We start from the raw sequence: 21,685 nt of genomic DNA on the forward strand, positions 1-21,685 counted from the left end.
TTCGGGCTTACAGTTTCGAGACGGCTACGTGCTGCAGGAGGTTTTCCACCGACACGTGCATAACGTCTGTGAACGGCTTGGGATAGATGCCCATGTAGAGCACCGCGATCGCCATGATCCCCATGATGAGGAACTCGCGCGCGCTGAGGTCAGACATACCACGCACGTTATCGTTGGCGATGTCGCCGAACGCCACGCGCTTGAGCATCCACAGCGAGTAAGACGCGCCCAGGATCAGGGCAGTGGCGGCCAGCAGGCCAATCCAGAAGTTGTACTCGACCGCACCCATGATGACTGTGAACTCGCCCACGAAGCCACTGGTGGCTGGCAGGCCGGCGTTGGCCATGGAAAACAGCACGAAGTACGTCACGAAACGGGGCATCACATTGATCACTCCGCCGTAGTCGGCAATGCGCCGGCTGTGCAGGCGGTCGTAGAGTACGCCGATGCACAGGAACATGGCGCCTGACACGAAACCGTGCGAGATCATCTGTACGATGGCGCCTTCGACACCCGCCGTATTGAAGATGAAAAAGCCGAGGGTGACAAAGCCCATGTGGGCAACCGACGAATACGCCACGAGCTTCTTCATGTCGTCCTGGACGATCGCCACCAAGCCGATGTAGATCACGGCAATGAGCGAGAGTGCAATGACCACGCCCGCCAGGCTGTGCGACGCATCAGGCGTGATGGGCAGCGAGAAACGCAGGAAGCCGTATGCACCCAGCTTCAGCATGATGGCCGCCAGCACCACCGAGCCGCCCGTCGGCGCCTCGACGTGGGCATCGGGCAACCATGTATGCACGGGCCACATTGGCACTTTCACGGCGAATGCGGCAAAGAGCGCGATGAAGATCAGGATCTGCGGCGTAAGATCCAGCGGCAGCTTGTGCCATGTGAGGATGTCAAACGAACCATCCGCGGCGTGCCACAAGTAGATGAACGCGACCAGCGTCAGCAATGAACCCAGCAGGGTATACAAGAAAAACTTGATGGCGGCGTAAACGCGATTCGGGCCGCCCCACACACCGATGATCAGGTACATCGGAATGAGCGTGGCCTCGAAGAACACGTAGAACAGCATGCCGTCTAGTGCAGCGAACACACCGACCATCAGACCCGACAGAATCAGAAACGCGGCCATGTATTGCGCCACGCGGCTGGTGATGACTTCCCAGCCGGCCATGATCACGATGACCGTGATGAAAGCCGTGAGCAGCACGAACCAGACCGAAATCCCGTCAATGCCAAGATGGTAGTTAATGGCAAAGGTTTCGATCCAGGGCGTGAGCTCGACGAACTGCATGCTGGCCGTGGTGTTGTCAAACCCGGTATAGAGCGGGATCGTGACCAGGAAGCTCACGATGGAGCCGATGAGGGCCAGCTTGCGGGTCAGCCCCGGACGGTCGTCGCCGCCCAGGAGCAGTACGATCAGCCCCGAAATGATGGGAACGAAGATCGAAAGCGTAAGCCAGGGGAGATTAGAAGACGCCATATCGCCAGCCATCATTGAACCGTCAGTACGAAAAAGGAGATTAAAGCCATGATCCCGACGATCATCGCAAAGGCATAGTGATAGATGTAGCCGGACTGCAGGTGACGGCTGACGGCCGCAACCCAACCCACCAAACGGGCGCTGCCGTTGACGATCAAGCCGTCGATCAGGCCGCGGTCGCCGGCGTGCCAGAAGCCCGTACCCAGCATGCGCGCGCCGCGCGCCACCACTTGCTCGTTGAACCAGTCAGCGTAGTACTTGTTCTCGAGAATACGGTTGATAAAGGAGAGATTGCGGTAGACCGCCGCCGGCACGCGCGGGTTGACCACGTAGCAGTACCACGCCACCACAAAACCGGCCACCATCAGCCAGAACGGCAGCGTGCTGAAGCCGTGCAGTGCGTAAGCCACCCAGTCGTGCCAGTGGCCAGCCAGCTCGGCCATGGCCGGATGCTGGGGCAGATTGGCAATGGCACCCTTGAAATAGCCATCGAACAGCAGCGGATCGATGAACCAGGCACCCGCGATGATCGAGGGGATGGCCAACAGCACCAGCGGCAGCGTGACCACCCAAGGAGTTTCATGCGGGGTACCGCCGTGATGACCATGGTCATCGTGCCCCTTGTGATCGTGTTCGCCATGGCTGCCCAGTGGGAAGCGCTCTTTGCCATGGAAGACCAGGAAATAAAGGCGGAAAGAATACAACGAGGTGACGAAGACACCGATCAGCGTCGCGTAGTAAGCGAAGCTTGCGCCCCATACATTGGCCGCGCCCGCCGCCTCGATGATGTGCTCTTTGGAATAGAAGCCGGCGAAGAACGGCGTGCCGACCAACGACAGTGTGCCAATCAGGAAGGTGATCCAGGTAATGGGCATGTACTTGCGCAAGCCGCCCATATTGCGGATGTCCTGGTCGTGGTGCATGCCGATGATGACCGAACCCGCGCCCAGGAACAGCAGCGCTTTGAAGAACGCGTGTGTCATGAGGTGGAAAATCGCCGCCGAATAGGCCGACGCGCCCAGCGCCACGGTCATATAGCCAAGCTGCGACAACGTGGAATACGCCACCACGCGCTTGATGTCGTTCTGGATGATGCCCAGGATGCCCAGGAACAGCGCGCCAATCGCGCCGATCACAATCATGACCGACAGCGCGGTGTCTGACAGCTCATACAGGGGCGAGAAGCGGGCCACCATGAAAATGCCGGCCGTCACCATGGTCGCGGCGTGGATCAGCGCCGAGATCGGCGTCGGGCCTTCCATGGAGTCGGGCAGCCAGGAATGCAGCGGCACCTGCGCCGATTTGCCCATTGCACCCACGAACAGACACAAGCAGGCCACCGTCAGCATCTGCCAATCAGTGCCAGGGAAGATGATGCCAGAGAGCTTGTCGGACTGTGCGAACACGTCGCCATAGTGCATGCTGCCCGTATATGCCCACAGCAGGCCGATCCCGAGTATGAAGCCGAAGTCGCCGACGCGGTTCATCAGGAAAGCCTTGAGATTGGCGAAGATCGCCGTTGGGCGGGTGTACCAGAAGCCAATCAGCAAGTAGGATACCAAGCCCACTGCTTCCCAGCCGAAGAAGAGCTGCACCATGTTGTTGGACATGACCAGCATCAGCATGGAGAAGGTGAACAGCGAGATATACGCGAAGAAGCGCTGGTAGCCCGGGTCGTCGGCCATGTAGCCGATGGTGTAGATGTGCACCATCAGGGACACGGAGGTGACCACGACCATCATGAGCGCCGACAGCGAATCGATCAGGAAGCCCAGCTCGATACGGGTTTTGCCTATCACACTCCAGGTATAGAGCACACCGTCATAGGTGTGGCCGTCCAACACCTGGAACAGCACGATGACTGAACCTGCGAAGGAGATTGCCACGCCGGCGATAGTGATGACGTGTGCGGCAGAGCGGCCGACCGCCCTACCCAGGAAGCCCGTCCCGAAAAAGCCGGCCAGAATGGCACCGACCAAGGGTGCCAGCGCGATAAGCAGATAGAGATTAGGTGAAGTCATGATTTGTGCTATCCCATCAACCCTTGAGCTGGTCAAGTTCTTCGACGTTGATCGTTTTCAGGTTGCGGAACAGCAACACCAGGATCGCCAGGCCGATGGCCGCCTCGGCAGCCGCGACTGTCAGCACAAAGAACACGAACACCTGTCCGGCCGCATCGCCCGCCCAAGTGGAGAAGGCGACGAAGTTCATGTTGGCCGAGAGCAGAATGAGCTCGATGGACATGAGCAGGACAATCAGATTGCGGCGATTCAGAAAGAAGCCAAAGATACCGATGGCGAACAGGATCGCGCCCAGTATCAGATAGTGAGCAAGCGTCAGAGTCATTTTTTGTCCCCTGTGGCGTCAGCGACAGCCGCTTCGGCGGACGCTTCGGTTTGCGACGGGATGTTGACCAGGCGCACACGATCTTGTGCACGTACTTTGACCTGGTCGGCCGGGCGGTTGCGCTTGACATCGGCGCGCTTGCGCAAGGTAAGCGCAATGGCAGCGATCATGCCCACTAGCAGGATGACCCCGCCCACCTGTACGGCGAAGCCGAACTCGCTGTACATCAGCGTGCCAAGCGCCAGGGTGTTGTCGTAATCGTCAGCCACAGGCGCGGCCGGGCCAGCGCCGAACCAGGTGCGGCCGATCACAAAGGCCATCTCGAGCACCATGATCAGGCCGATCAGCAGGCCCAGTGGCAGGTAGGTCTTGAGGCCGGCGCGCAGCGTTTCCATACGCACGTCCAGCATCATGACCACGAACAGGAACAACACCATGACGGCGCCTACATACACCAGCACCAACAAAAGCGACAGAAACTCGGCGCCCAGCAGCATCCAGATCATGGATGCGGAAAAAAACGCCAGAATGAGGTGCAGCACCCCGGTGACTGGGCTGGTGGCGGTAATGACGCGGAACGCGGCAACGACCAGGACCAGGGCCAGCACATAGAACAGAACGGTGGAAAAAATCATGGGTGTCTGATCCGCCATCAACGATAAGGAGCATCTTCGGCACGGCGGCGCGCGATTTCGGATTCGTAGCGGTCGCCAACAGCCAGGAGCATATCTTTGGTGAAGTACAGATCGCCGCGTTTTTCGCCGTGATATTCGGAAATGTGCGTTTCCACGATGGAATCGACTGGACAGCTCTCTTCACAGAAGCCGCAGAAAATGCACTTGGTGAGGTCGATGTCGTAGCGCGTGGTGCGGCGTGTGCCGTCATCGCGCTCAGCCGACTCGATGGTGATGGCCAGCGCCGGACACACCGCCTCGCACAGCTTGCACGCAATGCAGCGTTCTTCGCCGTTGGGATAGCGGCGCAATGCGTGCAGCCCGCGGAACCGCGGCGACGCAGGCGTCTTCTCCTGGGGATACCGCAGGGTGATCTTGCGCTTGAAAAAATACTTACCCGTGAGCTTCATGCCCTCGAGCATTTCGGTCAGCATAAGGCTGCCGAAGAAATCCTTGATAGCTTGCATAACTCTAGCCCCTTGTTTCCTATTGCCAGATATTCCAGGGCGTCTGCATCCAGATCGCCACCAGCAGCAGCCAGATGCCCGTGAAAGGAATGAATACCTTCCAGCCCAGGCGCATGATCTGGTCGTATCGGTAGCGCGGGAATGTCGCGCGGAACCAAATAAACATCGACACCACCACAAAGGTCTTGACGCCCAGCCAGATCCAGCCAGGCACCCAGGTGAAGGGCGCGAAATCGAAGGGCGGCAGCCATCCGCCGAGGAACATGATCGAGGCGAGAGCCGACAGCAGGATCATGTTGGCGTATTCACCCAGGAAGAACAGCGCGAAGCCCATACCCGAATACTCGACCATGTGGCCGGCCACGATTTCGGATTCGCCTTCCACCACATCGAAGGGGTGGCGGTTGGTCTCGGCCACGGCCGAGATCACGTAGATCACGAACAGCGGCAGCAGCGGCAGCCAGTTCCAGGACATGAAGCTGATGCCCTTGCCGGCGAACCACCCCGCAGCCTGGCCTTCGACGATGCCGCTCATGTTGAGCGTGCCCGATACCAGAAGCACTGTCACCAGCACGAAGCCGATGGCAAGCTCATAGGACACCATTTGCGCGGCAGCCCGCAACGCACCCAGGAATGCATACTTGGAGTTGGAGGCCCAGCCCGCGACGATCACCCCGTACACCCCCAGCGAGGTGATAGCCATCAGGAACAGCAGACCAGCGTTGACATCAGACAGCACGACTTCGGGGCCGAATGGAATCACCGCCCAGGCGGCCAGCGCCGGCATCAACGTCACCACGGGCGCCAGCACGTACAGCACCTTGTTGGCCTTGGCCGGCATGATGACTTCTTTCGTCAACAGCTTGAAGACATCGGCGAATGGCTGCAGCAGGCCGCGGTAGCCCACACGATTGGGCCCCATGCGCACGTGCATGGCGCCGATCATCTTGCGCTCCCAGTACGTGAGATATGCCACGCACAAAATGATGGGAACGGCAATCACGACAATCTTGATCAGCGACCAGACTACCAGCCACGCGGTCGGCCCGACGAGATCGGTACCGAAGTTGTTAATTGCAGTCAGCCACTCCATCAGGCACGCTCCACCTTAAGTTCGCCAAAGCCGCCGCCCAACGCGACGGTCGCATCGAAGGCCGCCGCAATGCGGACGCAACCTGGGGCAACAGTGTCATCAATCTGCGCCGGCAGGACAATTTCGCCCTGGGCACTGCGTATTTTGAGCGCATCGCCATCCTGTGCGCCCACTTGTGCAAGCGTAGCGGCCGCCATGCGCGCACGCGGCGCCGCCGAGGCAGGCGTTTGCTGCAGGGGCTCGGAACGGCGCACCAGCGCGTCGCTGCGATAGATGGGAATATCGGTAACGCGCTCCAGGCCAGCAGTGTGCTGCGAAAGACCAGGCTGGGCCGCTACGTTGTTGGACAGACGCCCGTCGACGCCACCCACCAGCACAGCATCGCGCACGGACTCGGACGTTTCGTCGTCGAAGCCCTGCAGCTCGAACAGGTTGCCCAGCACCCGCAAGACCTTCCAGGCGGGACGGGTATCGGCGTAAGGGGCGGCGACACCCTTGAAGCTCTGCACGCGGCCTTCGGCGTTGACAAAGGTGCCGGACGTTTCAGTGAACGGCGCGACCGGCAGCATGACGTCGGCCCAGTCTTGCGCGGCGGAGCGGAAGGGGGTGAGCGCCACCGCGAAGGCCGCATCTTTGAGTGCCTGCACGGCTTGTGGGCCGTTATCGCTGTCGAACAGCGGCTCGGTGTGCAGCACGATGTAGGCCTTAAGTGCCTGCTTGAGCATTTGCTCGGCACCCAGACCGCCTGCGGCGGGCACCGCACCTGCCAAATAGCCGCCGACGGTATTGCCGCCGGGTGTCAGGAAACCGAAGCGGGCGCCCAGCGCCTTGGCCAGCACCGAGGCATTGGCGGCGATGAGTGCGGCACGATCGGATGCCGTCGCCATATTGCCGACCAGAATAGCGACGCGCTCGCCCGATGCCAGGCTGGCCGCAATGGTACGTGCGATTTCGGAAGCCGCCACGCCTGCATAGGCGTCGGGAGCGGCCTGGCCGCCTTGCAGCGCCAAGGCCACCGAGACTTCGGCCAGTGCGTTCGGCAGCAGGCTGGGCGCCACGGTCATGCGCGCATGCACAGGGAACAGCGGATCATCGGCCGCCGAATCAATGAACGATACCTGAGTGCCATGCTTGACAGCCTGGCGCAGACGCTGCGCCATGAGGGGGTGGTCCTTGCGCAGGAAGGAGCCAATGACCAGCACACGATCCAGCTTGCCCAGATCAGCCACCGGCATGCCCAGCCAGGGCACACCCGGCAGGGCCTTGTCGAACGCGGCGTCGATATTGCGCATGCGGAAGTCGACGTTTTCGGAGCCCAGCGCACGTGTCAGGCGTGCCAGCAGCGCCAGTTCTTCCGTTGTGGCCGTAGGGCTGCCAATCGCGCCAATCTGCTCGGGACCAGCGTGCTCGCGCACGGTATTGAGGCCTTGCACCACCACTTGCAGAGCGTCGGACCACGAGGCTTCGCGCCACTCGCCGTCTTCGCCGCGGATCATGGGGTGCGCCAGGCGGTCTTTGACGTACAGGCCTTCATAGGAGAAGCGGTCACGGTCGCTGATCCAGCACTCGTTGACGGCCTCGTTCTCGAAGGGCACCACGCGCAGCACGCGGTCCATCTTGGCCTGTACCACGAGGTTGGCGCCGAGGCTGTCATGAGGGCTGACCGAAAAGCGGCGAGACATTTCCCAGGTACGGGCGCTGAACTTGAACGGGCGCGACAGCAGCGCGCCGACCGGGCAGATGTCAATCATGTTGCCCGACAGTTCAGATTCAACGGACTTGCCGACGAAGGTGGTGATTTCAGAGAATTCGCCACGGTTCACCATGCCGATTTCCATCATGCCGCCAATCTCTTCGCCAAAGCGCACGCAACGGGTGCAATGGATGCAGCGCTGCATGGCCTCGGTGGAAATGAGCGGGCCCATTTCTTTGGCCACGACGACGCGCTTGGCCTCTTGGTAGCGCGATGCAGAGGCACCGTAGCCCACGGCAAGATCTTGCAGCTGACACTCTCCGCCTTGATCGCAAACGGGGCAGTCGAGGGGGTGGTTGATCAGCAGGAACTCCATGACGCTTTTTTGCGCGGCAACGGCCTTGGCCGAACGCGTATGCACCACCATGCCGTTGGTAACGGGGGTGGCACAGGCCGGCAGCGCCTTGGGTGCCTTTTCGACGTCCACCAGGCACATGCGGCAGTTGGCGGCCACGGACAGTTTCTTGTGATAGCAGAAATGCGGCACGTAGACGCCCAGTTTATGGGCGGCCTGAATGACCATGCTGCCTTCTGGCGCTTCGGTCTTGATGCCGTCGATGGTGATTTCGACCATTGGAATATCCTGAGCCTACAAATATTTGGGTACCACACAGCTTTTATGCTGGATGTGGTGCGCGAACTCGTCGCGGAAATGCTTGATGAAGCTGCGCACGGGCATGGCTGCCGCGTCGCCCAGGGCACAGATGGTGCGCCCCATGATGTTTTGTGCCACAGAGTCGAGCACTTCCATGTCTTCGGGGCGGCCTTCACCGTGTTCGATACGGTGCACCATGCGATAGAGCCAGCCGGTGCCTTCGCGGCAAGGCGTGCACTGGCCGCAGCTTTCTTCGAAGTAGAAGTACGACAGACGCATCAGCGACTTGACCATGCAGCGGGTCTCGTCCATGACGATAACCGCGCCCGAGCCGAGCATTGACCCCGCCTTGGCGATGGAGTCGTAGTCCATGTTGGTCTGCATCATGATGTCGGCGGGCAGCACCGGCGCGCTGGAGCCACCGGGAATCACCGCCTTGAGCTTGCGGCCGCCACGCATGCCACCAGCCAGCTTGAGCAGCTCGCTGAACGGCGTGCCCAGCGGGACTTCGTAATTGCCAGGCAGCTCTACATCGCCCGAGACCGAAAACAGCTTGGTGCCACCTGCATTGGGTACGCCGATCTCGAGGTACTCTTTGGCGCTGTTGCGGAAGATCCAGGGCACCGCCGCGAAGGTTTCGGTGTTGTTGATGGTGGTGGGCTTGCCGTACAGACCGAAGCTGGCCGGAAACGGCGGCTTGAAGCGCGGCTGGCCTTTCTTGCCTTCGAGCGATTCGAGCAAGGCGGTTTCTTCGCCGCAGATGTATGCACCGTAGCCATGGAAAGCGTGCAGCTGGAAGCTGAACTGGGAACCCAGGATGTTGTCGCCCAGGAAGCCCGCCTTGCGCGCCTCTTCCAGCGCTTCCTCGAAACGCTCATAGATTTCGAAGATTTCGCCGTGGATGTAGTTGTAACCCACGCTGATGCCCATCGCATACGCGGCGATGGCCATGCCCTCGATCACGATATGAGGGTTGAAGCGCAGGATGTCACGATCTTTGAACGTACCGGGCTCGCCTTCGTCGGAATTGCAGACCAGGTATTTTTGGCCGGGCAAGGTGCGCGGCATGAAGCTCCACTTCAGACCTGTGGGGAAACCCGCGCCACCGCGGCCGCGCAGGCTGGATGCCTTGACTTCGGCAATCACGTCATCAGGCGTCATGCCGGTGGTGAGGATCTTGCGCAGGGCCTCGTAGCCACCACGCTTGACGTAGTCTTCGAGACGCCAGTTGTCGCCGTCCAGGCCCGCCATGATCTGCGGAGCGATATGGCGGTCGTGGAAGACCATGCTGCGGGAAAGCTCGCCGCCCGGATTCGGGGCCAACCCTTCCGAAAATTTCTGCAGGACTGCCGCCGCGCTCATACCGACTCTCCGTGCTGTTTGAGTTCGTGAATCATTGCGTCGATGCGCTCGGACGACATACGCACACACATGTGCTTGTTGTTCATGAGGACCACCGGCGCGTCGCCGCAGGCGCCCATGCACTCGCCCTCGAGCAGGGTAAACATGCCATCCGGCGTGGTTTCGTGAAAGTCGATACCCAGTTTTTTCTTCAGGTAGTCGGCCGTCTTGACCCCATCGCGCAAGGCACAGGGCAGATTGGTGCACACAGTGATCTTGTAGCGCCCCACTGGGTGCGTATCGAACATGTTGTAGAACGTAGCGACCTCTTGCACCGCGATGGGTGGAACGCCGAGGTACTGGGCGATATCCTGGATAACGTCAGTCGATACCCAGCCTTTTTCGTCCTGTGCGATCGCCAGCGCGGCCATGATGGCCGAACGCTTCTGATCCGCCGGGAACTTGGTGAGCTCCTGGTCGATTCTCTGGTAGGCTTGTTCGGAAAGCAGCATAGTTTGAATCCGGTATTAACGTTGGCGCGGCCGTCAGCGGTCGATCTCGCCAAACACAATGTCTTGCGTACCAATGATGGTGACGGCGTCGGCAATCATGTGCCCGCGCGTCATTTCATCGAGCGACTGCAAGTGCGCGAAGCCCGGCGCGCGGATTTTCATCCGATAGGGCTTGTTGGCGCCGTCGGACACCATGTAGATGCCGAACTCGCCCTTGGGGTGCTCGACCGCGGCATAGGCTTCGCCTGCCGGCACGTGCATGCCCTCGGTGAACAGCTTGAAGTGGTGGATCAAGTCTTCCATGCCGGTTTTCATGCGCTCGCGCGACGGCGGCGCAACCTTATGGTTGTCGACAATGACCGGGCCAGGATTGTTGCGCAGCCACTCCACGCACTGGCGAATGATGCGATTGCTTTCGCGCATCTCGGCGATGCGCACCAAATAGCGGTCGTAGCAGTCGCCATTGACGCCTACCGGTATGTCGAAATCGAGCCGGTCGTAGACCTCGTAGGGCTGATTGCGGCGCAAATCCCATTCGATGCCGGAACCACGCAGCATAGGGCCCGTGAAGCCCAGCGCTTTCGCACGTTCTGGGCTGACCACGCCGACGTCGACCAGACGCTGCTTCCAGATGCGGTTATCGGTGAGCAGAATTTCGTACTCGTCGACGCAGGTGGGAAAGCGATTGGTGAAGTCTTCGATGAAATCAAGCAGCGAGCCTGAACGAGCTTCGTTCATGGCTTTGAGTTCTTTCTCGCCGCGATACTTGCTGGTCTGGCCATACTGCGGCATGGCGTCGGGCAGATCGCGGTAGACGCCGCCGGGGCGATAGTAGGCCGCGTGCATACGCGCACCGGACACCGCCTCGTAGCAGTCCATGAGGTCTTCGCGTTCGCGGAAAGCATACAGAAACACCGCCATTGCGCCGACGTCCAGCGCGTGCGAGCCCAGAGACATCAGGTGATTCAGGATGCGGGTGATTTCGTCGAACATCACGCGGATGTACTGTGCGCGCAGCGGCACCTGGATGCCCAGCAGCCGTTCGACTGCCATGCAGTAGGCATGCTCGTTGCACATCATCGACACGTAGTCGAGGCGGTCCATGTAGGGCAGCGCCTGCAGAAATGTCTTGTGCTCGGCCAGCTTTTCGGTGGCGCGGTGCAGCAGACCTATGTGCGGATCAGCCCGTTGGATGACCTCGCCGTCTAGTTCGAGTACCAGACGCAGCACGCCGTGCGCCGCCGGGTGCTGAGGCCCGAAGTTAAGTGTGTAGTTCTGAATTTCAGCCATGTTTCTAGCGCCCTGCTCCGTAACCTTCTTCGCGGACCACGCGGGGGGTGATGAGCCGCGGCTCGATCGTGACGGGCTGGTAAATCACCCGCTGCTGCTCGGTGTCGTAACGCATCTCGACGTTGCCGGAAAGAGGGAAATCCTTGCGGAACGGATGCCCGATGAAACCGTAGTCGGTGAGAATACGGCGCAAGTCGGGGTGACCTTCGAAGACGATGCCGTACAGATCGAAGGCTTCGCGCTCGTACCAGTTGACCGCCGGCCACACGCCGACGAGCGAGGCAATGACGGGAAACTCGTCGTTAGCCACAAAAGCCCGCACCCGCAGGCGCCAGTTGTGACGCACTGACAACAGGTGCAGCACCACCGCAAAGCGTTGCGGATACAGGCCGGGATCGGCCACCAGCGTGGGTGCGCCCCAGCCGGAATAATCGATGCCGCACAGGTCGATGCACATCTCGAAACCCAGGGTTTCGTTGTCGCGAAGGACGGTGCAGGCATCGACCCAGTTCTCGGCGGGCACCTCGAGCGTAAGTTCATTGAGCGCGTTCTTGAGCGAAATAGTTTCGCCGAAGACCGCCTTCAGGTTGTGTTCTAGCGTTTCGAGCCGGGTCATAGTGTGATCAGCGTAAAAAATGGGCAGACCGCGGGGCCTAGCGCGCGATGGTATTGGTGAGGCGGATCTTGGCCTGCATCTGCAACAAGCCATATACCAGCGCCTCGGCAGTGGGTGGACAGCCTGGGACGTAGACGTCGACCGGCACGATGCGGTCACAACCGCGCACGACCGAATACGAGTAATGGTAGTAACCACCACCGTTGGCACAGGAGCCCATGGATACCACCCAGCGAGGCTCGGCCATTTGGTCGTACACCTTGCGCAAGGCGGGCGCCATCTTGTTGCACAGCGTGCCCGCCACGATCATGAGGTCGGACTGGCGGGGGCTGGGGCGAAAGATGATACCGAACTGGTCGAGGTCGTAGCGCGCAGCGCCGGCATGCATCATTTCGACTGCGCAGCATGCCAGGCCAAACGTCATGGGCCACAGCGAGCCCGTCTTGGCCCAGTTCAGGAACTTGTCCGCACTGGTGGTTATAAAACCTTCTTTCATAATGCCGTCGATAGCCATAATTTTGCCTGTATAAGCCAAAGCCCGGCCCGCGTCTTGTACGCGGGCAGCCCGGGCCAGTGACGGGAGTATCGAAGCAAAGGCGGCCAAGCCGCCTTTGTTTGCACTTACTCCCAGTCGAGCGCGCCCTTTTTCCACTCGTAGATGAACCCTACGGTGAGAATGGCGAGAAATACGATAACCGTCCAGAAACCGACGAGACCGAGCGTACCGTTGGCAATGGCCCACGGGAACAGAAAGGCGATTTCCAGATCGAACATGATGAACAGGATGGCGACCAGGTAGTAGCGCACATCGAACTTCATGCGCGAATCGCCGAATGCCTCGAAGCCGCACTCGTACTGCGAGAGTTTTTCGTCGTACGGGCGGTGCGGGCCAAGCAGACGGCCGGCACCAAGCAGCGCAAAGCCAATGACCGTGGCAACGAGAATAAACAGCAGAACGGGGAAGTACTGTTGCAGGTTCATGCAAAGCATCCAATCACAATGAGTAAACCTTTGGATTGTAGCATTTTGAGAGCGTCATTCTGCTGAATAACCCTGCCCTTCAATTACCACGCTTGGCCCGAAGCTCAGGAGGTTTGACATGGGGCAAACTTTTACCGGGAGGAAGAATCTGAACGTAGATCTCACCCTCTTTGAGCATACCCAGTTCAGCGCGCGCGCGTTCCTCGACCGCCGCCGTACCGGACTTTAGATCCTGCACCTCGGCCTGCAGTGCGTTGTTGCGCGCGAGCAGCGCGGCATTGGTTTCTTCCTGGGCGGCCACCACGCCTTCGAGCTCATGTACACGCAGCCAGCCGCCCTTTCCCCACCACAAAGGGTACTGGATGATGGCTGTGAGCAATACCAGGACGATCAGGAGCAGGCGCATCGGTCGGCGTATGGTCGGCGTGTTGTCGGCATGAACGGCTTGTAAGCGGCGTATGTGCGAGATACGGACGGCGCGTGCAAAACGGCCCGGCGAGCGGCCGGGCCGTTTTGCGTTCAGCGCAGGTTGTAGAAAGCGTCGCGGCCGGGGTATGCAGCCACTTCAGCCAGTTCTTCTTCGATGCGCAGCAACTGGTTGTACTTGGCCATGCGGTCGGAGCGCGACAGCGAGCCCGTTTTGATCTGCATGGCATTGGTGGCCACGGCGATGTCTGCAATGGTGGAATCTTCGGTTTCGCCCGAACGGTGGGAGATCACTGCGGTATAGCCTGCACGCTTGGCCATTTCGATGGCGGCGAAGGTTTCGGTGAGCGTGCCGATCTGGTTGATCTTGATGAGAATGGAGTTGGCAATGCCTTGTTCTATGCCCTTGCGCAGGATGGCGGTGTTGGTGACGAACAGGTCGTCGCCCACCAACTGGACTTTGCCGCCAAGCTGATCGGTAAGCAGCTTCCAGCCTTCCCAATCGTTTTCGGCCATGCCGTCTTCGATCGAGATGATGGGGTATTTGTCGCACCAGCTGGCCAGCAGATTGGCGAAATCTTGCGACGCCAAGGAAATATTGCCTTCGCCGGCCAGATGGTACTTGCCGTCTCGGTAGAACTCAGAGCTGGCGCAGTCTAGGCCCAGCGCGATCTGCGAGCCGGCTTCGTAGCCGGCGTCGGCGATGGCCTGCAGGATGAGCTGAATGGCCGCCTCGTGGTTGGCGACGTTGGGCGCAAAGCCGCCTTCGTCGCCAACCGCCGTGGACATGCCCTGGCCATGGATGATTTTCTTGAGCGCATGGAACACTTCGGCGCCCATGCGCAGCGATTCGCGGAAGCTGGTCGCGCCAATCGGCAGAATCATGAACTCTTGCAGGTCGAGCGAGTTGTTGGCGTGCGCGCCGCCGTTGATGACGTTCATCATGGGCACAGGCATCTGCAGCGGACCGCTGCCGCCGAAGTAGCGGTACAGCGACAGGCCGGAATCGTCGGCGGCGGCGCGAGCCACGGCCATACTGGCTGCCAGCATGGCGTTGGCGCCCAGGCGGCTCTTGGATTCGGTGCCGTCCAGGTCGATCAGGGTGCGGTCGACAAAGGTTTGCTCTTGTGCATCGAGCCCCATGAGGGCTTCGGAAATTTCGGTATTGAGGTGCTCGACGGCGCGCAACACTCCCTTGCCCAGGTAGCGGGCTGCATCGCCATCGCGCAGCTCGATCGCTTCGCGGGAGCCTGTGGAGGCGCCCGACGGTACGGAGGCGCGGCCCATTGCGCCCGATTCCAGCAAGACATCGCACTCGACCGTTGGGTTACCGCGAGAATCCAGAATTTCGCGTCCGATGATATCTACGATTGCACTCATGATGGTTGACTATCCTGCCTGAATAATGGAGAAATGGTGGCGTCGGCGCACCGGCTGCCCGGTGCCGCGGGCTGCGGCGACCCCTGGCCACCACGCGCGCGAATGCCCGATTGTACCTGCGCCCGCGACCACGCGCGAACCATTGCCAAATAAGCAATTTAGAAGAATAGACATTTTAGGCGGCATGCTGCAAGCATGCTTGCAGCCGGTAACCGGCAGACTGCCCGCCGACGGCGGCCCGCTACGGCTCAGGCGCGTCGCTGCCGGTCCAGGCGCTCCTCGACCTCGTGCAGCAAGGTTCTGAGCAGTGCCATTCTTTCTGGCGGCAGATCGCCGAACATTGTGTCCACGAACGCATTGCGGCGCGGCAGCATGCCTTGGATGAGATTGCGACCGGAGTCGGTCAACTCGACATTGGTAAGGCGGTTGTCGGCCGGATCGCTGTGACGCGCCACCCACGCTTCGGCCTCAATGGCTTTGATCTGGCGGGTCAAGGAAGCGGGATCCATGGACAAGCGGACAGCGAGCGCTTTCTGTGACATGCCGCCATGCTGGTAAAGCGCCAGCAGAATCCGCCAGCGCGGCATAGACATGCCGATGCCCGCCTCGAAGGCGGTCATCATGGCGCGGTAGGTGCGCCCCAACTGCTGCACCGTCTGAAGTTGCAGCGACTCGCTCATGATTGCGCATCCTTTTGTTCGCGACCGCCACGCGACAGCCGCACCAGCGGCAGGCGGTATACCCACATCAGCCCGATGAACGCGGTCAGCAACACGGCAACCAGCCCGAGATGCACAGCCGCGACCAGCGCCGTGCGCGCTTGCTCGATATATGCCTCGCCGTAAAGGCCCATACGCTGCAACTGCGCCACGAAATCGCTCTGCACCGCGTGGTTGACGAGCACCTGAGGGTCTTCCAGCATTGCGCCCCAACCCTGCCCCTCGGGCACCGCGGCGCGCACCCCGGCCACATAATAATGCCCAACCAGGGTGCCCACCACTGCAGTACCTATCATGCCGCCTATCATGCGCACCGATTGCAGCATGGCGGTGGAAATGCCCAGCAGCGAGCGCCCGGCGGTTTCCTGGGCGAAGACGGTGAGATTGGGTAGCACGAAGCCCAAACCCAGGCCAGCCATCATCATATAGGCCAGCACCAGCGCCTTTGGGGTCTCGCGATCCATGAACACAATACCCACGCTGGCCGCCAGCATAAGGCCGAAGCCCGCGTAAAGCATATTGTTGGGGCGCGACAGCCTGAGCACAATGCGGGAATTGACAATGCTCCCCAGCGTGATGCACACCACCATGGGTGTGATAAGCAGGCCGACCTCTTGCGGCGACATGCCGAACCCGCCCTGTAGCAGCAGCGGAATATAAAACAGCAGCGCAAACATGATGAAGCCCAGGAACAGCGACAGACCAAACAGTGCAGCCAGGCTTTTATTGCGGAACATTTCCGGCGGCAGCAGGGGATGCGCGCAATGACGTTCGCGGTAGTGCAGCAGGCCAAACGCAAGAACAATGGCGGCAACCAGCGCGAAGATGAGCGGAGAAGCGCCTTGGGAAGAAACCAACTGCACGAATGCCTGCAAAGACGCCAGGCCCAGGGCGACCAGGACGGCGCCCAGCCAGTCCATGCGCACCTGCGCGCCACGGATCTGGCGGATATGGGGCATGTAGCGCAGCAGGAAAAACAACGCGATCAGGCCCAGGGGCACATTCATGAAAAACACCGCGCGCCAGCCAAGCTGTTCGGTGAGAATGCCGCCCAGAGTCGGCCCTACGCCGTTGGCTACCCCAAAGGCGGATGACAGCAGCATCTGCCAGCGCAGCCGCACCTGTGTATCGGGAAAGAGGTCAGGCACCGAGGCGAAGGCGGTGCCCACCAGCATGCCGCCGCCCACGCCTTGCAGCGCACGCGCAATGACCAGCTGAATCATGGAGTCGGACAAGCCGCAGAATATGGACGCGGAAAGAAACACCACCACCGACGCCACCACGAAGGGCTTGCGCCCGTATAAATCACCCAGCCGGCCGAAGATGGGGACAGTGATGACGGAAGTCAGCAGATAGGCCGTCGCCACCCAGGCGTAATACTTGAACCCGTTAAGATCCGCAACCACCGTTGGCAGCGCCGTACCGACGACGGTCTGGTCGATCGCCACCATCATGATAACGAAGCACAGCCCCAGCATCGCACGCAATGATTGGCTGACCGTAAGGACGCGGCCGGCGTCGGAGTGTTGCGGCGTAGACATGGAAGCCACTTTCAAAATGCTTGGTAGCACAATAATTGATTGATCAAAAGTTTAGCCTGCCACACCGCCTGCTGGCAACCGATGCCCGCATAACAGGCACGCCTTGCGGTTTCGGCGCAACAGCTGAAGAAAAATAGAGGGAGCGGCACGCCCCTTAACGCCCCAGCGTGCGAGGCTGCGGGTGGCCGCATGGGAGGAGGCCCGCAGCCCTTACGGGACTACGGGCCTCTGGGATGCTGCGCCAGGCCGGGCCCGCAGCGCGGCCCGCCTTGGTTCAGCCCTGCGCCTGGCGGCGCCGAGCCTGGTTTTCGATGGCTGCCCGGATGTAGCTGGAGAACAGCGGGTGGCCATCGCGTGGGGTGGAAGTGAACTCAGGGTGGAATTGCACGCCCATGAACCAGGGATGGTTGGGCAGCTCCATGATCTCAGGGAGATTTTCAGTAGGCGTGCGGGCGCTGATGACCATGCCGGCCTCTTCGAGCCGAGATACGTAGACGTTGTTGACTTCGTAGCGGTGGCGATGGCGTTCGTTGACCTCGGTGCCGTAGATTTCGGCTGCGCGCGTGCCGGGCTTGACCGGGCAACGCTGAGCCCCCTTGCGCATGGTGCCGCCCAGGTCGGAATGCTGGTCGCGGCGCTCGATACGGCCCTCGCGATCTTGCCATTCGGTGATCAGCGCCACAACGGGATGCGGCGCGGCGGGGTCGAATTCGGTGCTGTTGGCACCGCCCAGCCCAGCGACATCGCGGGCAAACTCGACAACAGCGAGCTGCATGCCCAGACAGATACCCAGATAGGGGATGCCGTTTTCGCGTGCGTAGCGGATGGCCTTGATCTTGCCTTCGGTGCCGCGCTTGCCGAAGCCGCCTGGCACCAGGATGGCGTCGAGGTCTTTCAGGCTATCGACGCCTTCGGCCTCGAGTTGCTCGGAATCGAGGTATTCGATCTTGACGCGCGAACGGGTATGGATACCGGCGTGAACCAGCGCCTCGCTGAGCGATTTGTAGGATTCGGTGAGATCGACGTATTTGCCCACCATGCCGATGCGCACCTCGTGCTCGGGATGATTGATGGCTTCGACCAGACGATCCCACATCGACAGGTCGGCTGGCGGCGGCGAGATGGCCAGCGCGTCACAGACGAGGTTGTCCAGCCCCTGGCGGTGCAGCATAGCCGGGATCTGATAGATGGAATCGGCGTCCCACACCGAGATGACAGCGTCGAGCGGTACATTCGAGAACAGGGATATCTTGGCGCGCTCGTCGTCGGGCACCGGCCTGTCGGCGCGGCACAGCAGCGCAGCGGGATAGATGCCGATCTCGCGCAGTTTCTGGACCGAGTGCTGCGTGGGTTTGGTCTTGAGCTCACCGGCCGAGGCGATATAGGGGACCAGCGTCAGGTGCACGAAGGCGGCATTGTTGCGGCCCAAGCGCAGGCTCATCTGGCGTACCGCCTCGAGAAAAGGCAGCGACTCGATATCGCCGACCGTTCCGCCGATTTCAACGATCGCGACGTCGGCCTGGCCGTCCCAGGCCGCCTTGGCGCCACGCGCGATGAAATCCTGGATTTCGTTGGTGATGTGGGGGATGACCTGGACCGTTTTACCCAGATAATCGCCGCGGCGCTCTTTGCGCAGTACGGACTCGTAGATCTGACCGGTAGTGAAGTTGTTGAACTTGTGCATCTTCGTGGACACGAAGCGCTCATAATGGCCCAGATCGAGGTCGGTTTCCGCGCCATCTTCAGTGACGAACACTTCGCCGTGCTGGAAGGGGCTCATCGTGCCCGGATCCACGTTGATGTAGGGATCCAGCTTGAGCATGGTGACCCGCAGGCCCCGCGACTCGAGAATGGCTGCCAGGGAGGCGGCGGCGATGCCCTTACCCAAGGAGGATACGACACCCCCCGTGACAAATACGTATTTGGTCATTGTGAAACGTGCCCGGGGCGGCCGGACAGTAGCGGGAAATTTGGATTATAGCTTGCGCGGCGTCAGATCGGCTCGGTGCGCACCCGCAACCAATTGAGCGCCGCACCTTGCACCAGCGGCGCAAGCCGTGCACGCACCTCTTGGTGATAACTGTTGAGCCAGGCACGCTCGCTATCGGACAGCATTGCGCATTCGATGCAGCGCGTGTCGATGGGACATAGCGTAAGGGTTTCAAACTGGAGGAACTCGCCGAATTCGGTGTGCAGCGCCGGCACCGCCAGCACCAGGTTCTCGATGCGTATGCCCCACTTCCCGGGCCGATACAGGCCCGGCTCGTTGGAGGTGATCATGCCCAGGTCCATCACCGTGTCCGGTGTCTGGCGTGCGCGATAGGAAATAGACTGCGGGCCCTCATGGACATTGAGGAAATAACCCACACCGTGGCCAGTGCCGTGGCCGAATTCGGCACCCGAGCGCCAGATGGGTGCCCGCGCGAGCGTGTCGAGCAGCGAGGCCTGTATGCGGCGCGGGAACACCGCCTGCGACAGCGCGATCATGCCTTGCAGCACAAGGGTGAAATCGCGCCGTTGGTCGGCGCTAGGCTGCCCCACGGGCACAACCCGGGTGATGTCTGTGGTGCCACCCGGATACTGCCCGCCTGAATCGATGAGCAGCAAGCCGTCGCCTTCGATGACCGCGTGAGCCTCGGGTGTGGCATGGTAGTGGGGCATGGCGCCATTGGCATTGAAGGCTGCAATAGTGCCGAAACTGGTGGTGACAAAGCCTGGCTGGCGCGCGCGGGCGGCGCAGATCTTTTCGTCTATGGTGAGTTCACTAATGCGTTCGACACCCTGTGCTGCCTCGAACCAGGAAAAAAACTCGCACAGCGCGGCGCCGTCCTGCTCCATGGCCCGACGCACATTGGCGATTTCGGCCGCGTTCTTGCGCGCCTTCAGACGCTGCGAGGGGTTGAGCGCTTCTGCCTTGCCGACATAGGCCGCCGCGGCCAGCGTTCCGGCTGTGATGCGGGCTGGATCCACCAACAGGGTGTCACCCTCAGGCAGGCAGGCCAACGCGCCGGCCGCTGCCTCGTAGGGCTGGAGGGAAATGCCGTCGGCGGCCAGCGCCTCTGCCAGGGCCGGGCTGACCTTGCCGGGCGCCACGAACAGCGTGGCGCGTTCGCTGGCGATAAGCGCAAAGGCCAGGAAAACTGGATTGTGAGGTACGTCGCTGCCGCGCAGGTTGAACAGCCAGGCAATGTCGTCCAGGGATGACAGCCAATGCCATTGCGCGCCATGTTCGACAATGGCTGCGCGCACCGCCGCGAGATTCTCGGCGCGGGTGCGGCATGCGTAGGGCGGCAGGTGTTCGTAGACGGGAGCGGCGGGAAGCGGTGGACGATCATGCCAGATATCGGCCAGGAGGTCTTGATCTACAACCAGCCGGACGCCAGAGGGCGCCAGCGCCTCTTGCCACTGCCGATACGCCTGCGCCGACATGGCTTGGCCATCAACGCCGACTTTGGCGCCATGCGGCAAATTGGCGGCCAGCCACTGCGCCGGCTCCGGGACATCCGCTTCGCCGGCGCGCATGGTTGCGATACCCGTACCCGCCAATTCGCCCTCGGCCTGCTCCCAATAGCGGCTGTCGGTCCAAAGCCCAGCGTAGGCTTCGGTGACGACGAGCGTGCCGGCTGAACCGGTGAACCCGCTCAGCCACTCCCTGCCCTGCCAGTGTGCCGGCAGGTACTCGGAGAGGTGGGGATCGGCAGTGAGTACGGCGTACGCATCAATGCCGCGCGCCGTCAGGGCTGCGCGCAGCGCGCGCAGGCGTTCCACAATGGGTAGAGACTGCATGCGCGCTCCCGGATGATCAACTGACCGCGGACACGTCGAGCCTGGCCGGTGTCTTGGACTTGATTTCGTCCACCGTGACACCAGGCGCCAACTCGATCAGCCTCAGGCCATCTTCGGCGACTTCCATCACACCCAAGTCGGTGATGATCAAATCGACCACGCCCACGCCGGTTAGCGGCAGCGTGCATTCCGGCAAGAGCTTGAAGTCTTCCGTGCCGTCTTTCTTGCGGGCGACATGTTCCATCAACACCACTACCCGGCCGACGCCGGCGACCAGATCCATGGCGCCGCCCATGCCTTTGATCATCTTGCCCGGAATCATCCAGTTGGCCAGATCGCCTTTTTCAGACACCTGCATGGCGCCCAGTATGGCCAGGTTGATCTTGCCGCCGCGGATCATGGCGAAGGAATCCGCCGAGGCAAAGATGGACGAACCCGGCAGCGTGGTCACGGTCTGTTTGCCCGCGTTGATCAAGTCGGCGTCCACTTCATCTTCTGTCGGGAAGGGGCCGATGCCCAACAGACCGTTTTCGGATTGCAGCCAGACTTCGACACCCTGAGGCACGTGGTTAGCCACCAGCGTAGGCAGGCCGATGCCCAGGTTCACATAGAAACCATCCTGCAGTTCGCGCGCGGCGCGCGCAGCCATTTGTTCACGATCCCAGGCCAT

The 21,685-nt window shown here is 61.1% G+C and carries 20 protein-coding genes; all 20 read right to left on the reverse strand.

What is annotated here, in order from left to right:
• Positions 1-7: 7 nt before the first annotated feature.
• On the reverse strand, positions 8-1,510 hold the full coding sequence (locus tag LOL23_RS10010) for an NADH-quinone oxidoreductase subunit M (RefSeq protein ID WP_160979604.1): 1,503 nt from the start codon (positions 1,508-1,510) through the stop codon (positions 8-10).
• Positions 1,507-3,519, reverse strand: coding sequence for an NADH-quinone oxidoreductase subunit L (nuoL, locus tag LOL23_RS10015; RefSeq protein WP_160980005.1), 2,013 nt, complete (start codon positions 3,517-3,519; stop codon positions 1,507-1,509). The genes LOL23_RS10010 and nuoL overlap by 4 nt, the downstream gene beginning before the upstream one ends.
• Positions 3,520-3,532: 13 nt before the next feature.
• On the reverse strand, positions 3,533-3,841 hold the full coding sequence (gene nuoK, locus LOL23_RS10020) for an NADH-quinone oxidoreductase subunit NuoK (protein WP_160979602.1): 309 nt from the start codon (positions 3,839-3,841) through the stop codon (positions 3,533-3,535).
• Positions 3,838-4,476, reverse strand: coding sequence for an NADH-quinone oxidoreductase subunit J (locus LOL23_RS10025; RefSeq protein WP_160979600.1), 639 nt, complete (start codon positions 4,474-4,476; stop codon positions 3,838-3,840). The genes nuoK and LOL23_RS10025 overlap by 4 nt, the downstream gene beginning before the upstream one ends.
• 17 nt (positions 4,477-4,493) lie before the next feature.
• Positions 4,494-4,982, reverse strand: a complete 489-nt coding sequence (gene nuoI / locus LOL23_RS10030; protein ID WP_160979598.1) for an NADH-quinone oxidoreductase subunit NuoI — start codon at positions 4,980-4,982, stop codon at positions 4,494-4,496.
• Positions 4,983-5,001: 19 nt separating this feature from the next.
• Positions 5,002-6,075 (reverse strand): NADH-quinone oxidoreductase subunit NuoH, encoded by a 1,074-nt coding sequence (nuoH, locus tag LOL23_RS10035; protein ID WP_160979596.1) that lies wholly within the window; start codon positions 6,073-6,075, stop codon positions 5,002-5,004.
• Positions 6,075-8,402: an NADH-quinone oxidoreductase subunit NuoG gene (gene nuoG / locus LOL23_RS10040; protein ID WP_160979594.1), complete on the reverse strand. Its 2,328-nt coding sequence runs from the start codon at positions 8,400-8,402 to the stop codon at positions 6,075-6,077. Before nuoG ends, nuoH begins: the two co-directional genes overlap by 1 nt.
• Before the next feature lie 15 nt (positions 8,403-8,417).
• Positions 8,418-9,785, reverse strand: a complete 1,368-nt coding sequence (nuoF, locus tag LOL23_RS10045) for an NADH-quinone oxidoreductase subunit NuoF (protein WP_160979592.1) — start codon at positions 9,783-9,785, stop codon at positions 8,418-8,420.
• A complete protein-coding gene (nuoE, locus tag LOL23_RS10050; protein ID WP_160979590.1) occupies positions 9,782-10,276 on the reverse strand; it encodes an NADH-quinone oxidoreductase subunit NuoE in 495 nt (164 codons plus the stop codon). Before nuoE ends, nuoF begins: the two co-directional genes overlap by 4 nt.
• Before the next feature lie 33 nt (positions 10,277-10,309).
• Entirely contained in the window at positions 10,310-11,566 is a 1,257-nt protein-coding gene (locus tag LOL23_RS10055; RefSeq protein ID WP_160979588.1) for an NADH-quinone oxidoreductase subunit D, read from the reverse strand.
• A 4-nt stretch (positions 11,567-11,570) separates the two neighbouring features.
• The gene (locus tag LOL23_RS10060) at positions 11,571-12,182 is read right to left on the reverse strand and encodes an NADH-quinone oxidoreductase subunit C (protein ID WP_160979586.1); all 612 of its coding nucleotides are present in this window, start codon (positions 12,180-12,182) and stop codon (positions 11,571-11,573) included.
• Between the two features lie 37 nt (positions 12,183-12,219).
• Positions 12,220-12,696 (reverse strand): NuoB/complex I 20 kDa subunit family protein, encoded by a 477-nt coding sequence (locus tag LOL23_RS10065; RefSeq protein WP_160979584.1) that lies wholly within the window; start codon positions 12,694-12,696, stop codon positions 12,220-12,222.
• Positions 12,697-12,803: 107 nt separating this feature from the next.
• On the reverse strand, positions 12,804-13,163 hold the full coding sequence (locus LOL23_RS10070; protein ID WP_160979582.1) for an NADH-quinone oxidoreductase subunit A: 360 nt from the start codon (positions 13,161-13,163) through the stop codon (positions 12,804-12,806).
• 79 nt (positions 13,164-13,242) lie between these two features.
• On the reverse strand, positions 13,243-13,569 hold the full coding sequence (gene ftsB, locus LOL23_RS10075; RefSeq protein WP_160979580.1) for a cell division protein FtsB: 327 nt from the start codon (positions 13,567-13,569) through the stop codon (positions 13,243-13,245).
• A gap of 113 nt (positions 13,570-13,682) precedes the next feature.
• The gene (eno, locus tag LOL23_RS10080) at positions 13,683-14,969 is read right to left on the reverse strand and encodes a phosphopyruvate hydratase (protein WP_160979578.1); all 1,287 of its coding nucleotides are present in this window, start codon (positions 14,967-14,969) and stop codon (positions 13,683-13,685) included.
• 248 nt (positions 14,970-15,217) lie between these two features.
• Positions 15,218-15,649, reverse strand: a complete 432-nt coding sequence (locus tag LOL23_RS10085; protein WP_160979576.1) for a MarR family winged helix-turn-helix transcriptional regulator — start codon at positions 15,647-15,649, stop codon at positions 15,218-15,220.
• Complete coding sequence (locus LOL23_RS10090; protein WP_237173534.1) at positions 15,646-17,229, reverse strand: MFS transporter; 1,584 nt, start codon at positions 17,227-17,229, stop codon at positions 15,646-15,648. The genes LOL23_RS10085 and LOL23_RS10090 overlap by 4 nt, the downstream gene beginning before the upstream one ends.
• Before the next feature lie 274 nt (positions 17,230-17,503).
• On the reverse strand, positions 17,504-19,159 hold the full coding sequence (pyrG, locus tag LOL23_RS10095; protein WP_237173535.1) for a CTP synthase: 1,656 nt from the start codon (positions 19,157-19,159) through the stop codon (positions 17,504-17,506).
• Between the two features lie 62 nt (positions 19,160-19,221).
• The gene (locus LOL23_RS10100; protein ID WP_160979572.1) at positions 19,222-21,015 is read right to left on the reverse strand and encodes an aminopeptidase P family protein; all 1,794 of its coding nucleotides are present in this window, start codon (positions 21,013-21,015) and stop codon (positions 19,222-19,224) included.
• Positions 21,016-21,031: 16 nt separating this feature from the next.
• A complete protein-coding gene (locus tag LOL23_RS10105) occupies positions 21,032-21,685 on the reverse strand; it encodes a CoA transferase subunit B (RefSeq protein WP_160979570.1) in 654 nt (217 codons plus the stop codon).

Origin of the sequence: Paracandidimonas lactea, assembly GCF_021653995.1 — a bacterium.
GTDB classification, from domain to species: Bacteria; Pseudomonadota; Gammaproteobacteria; order Burkholderiales; family Burkholderiaceae_B; genus Allopusillimonas; species Allopusillimonas lactea.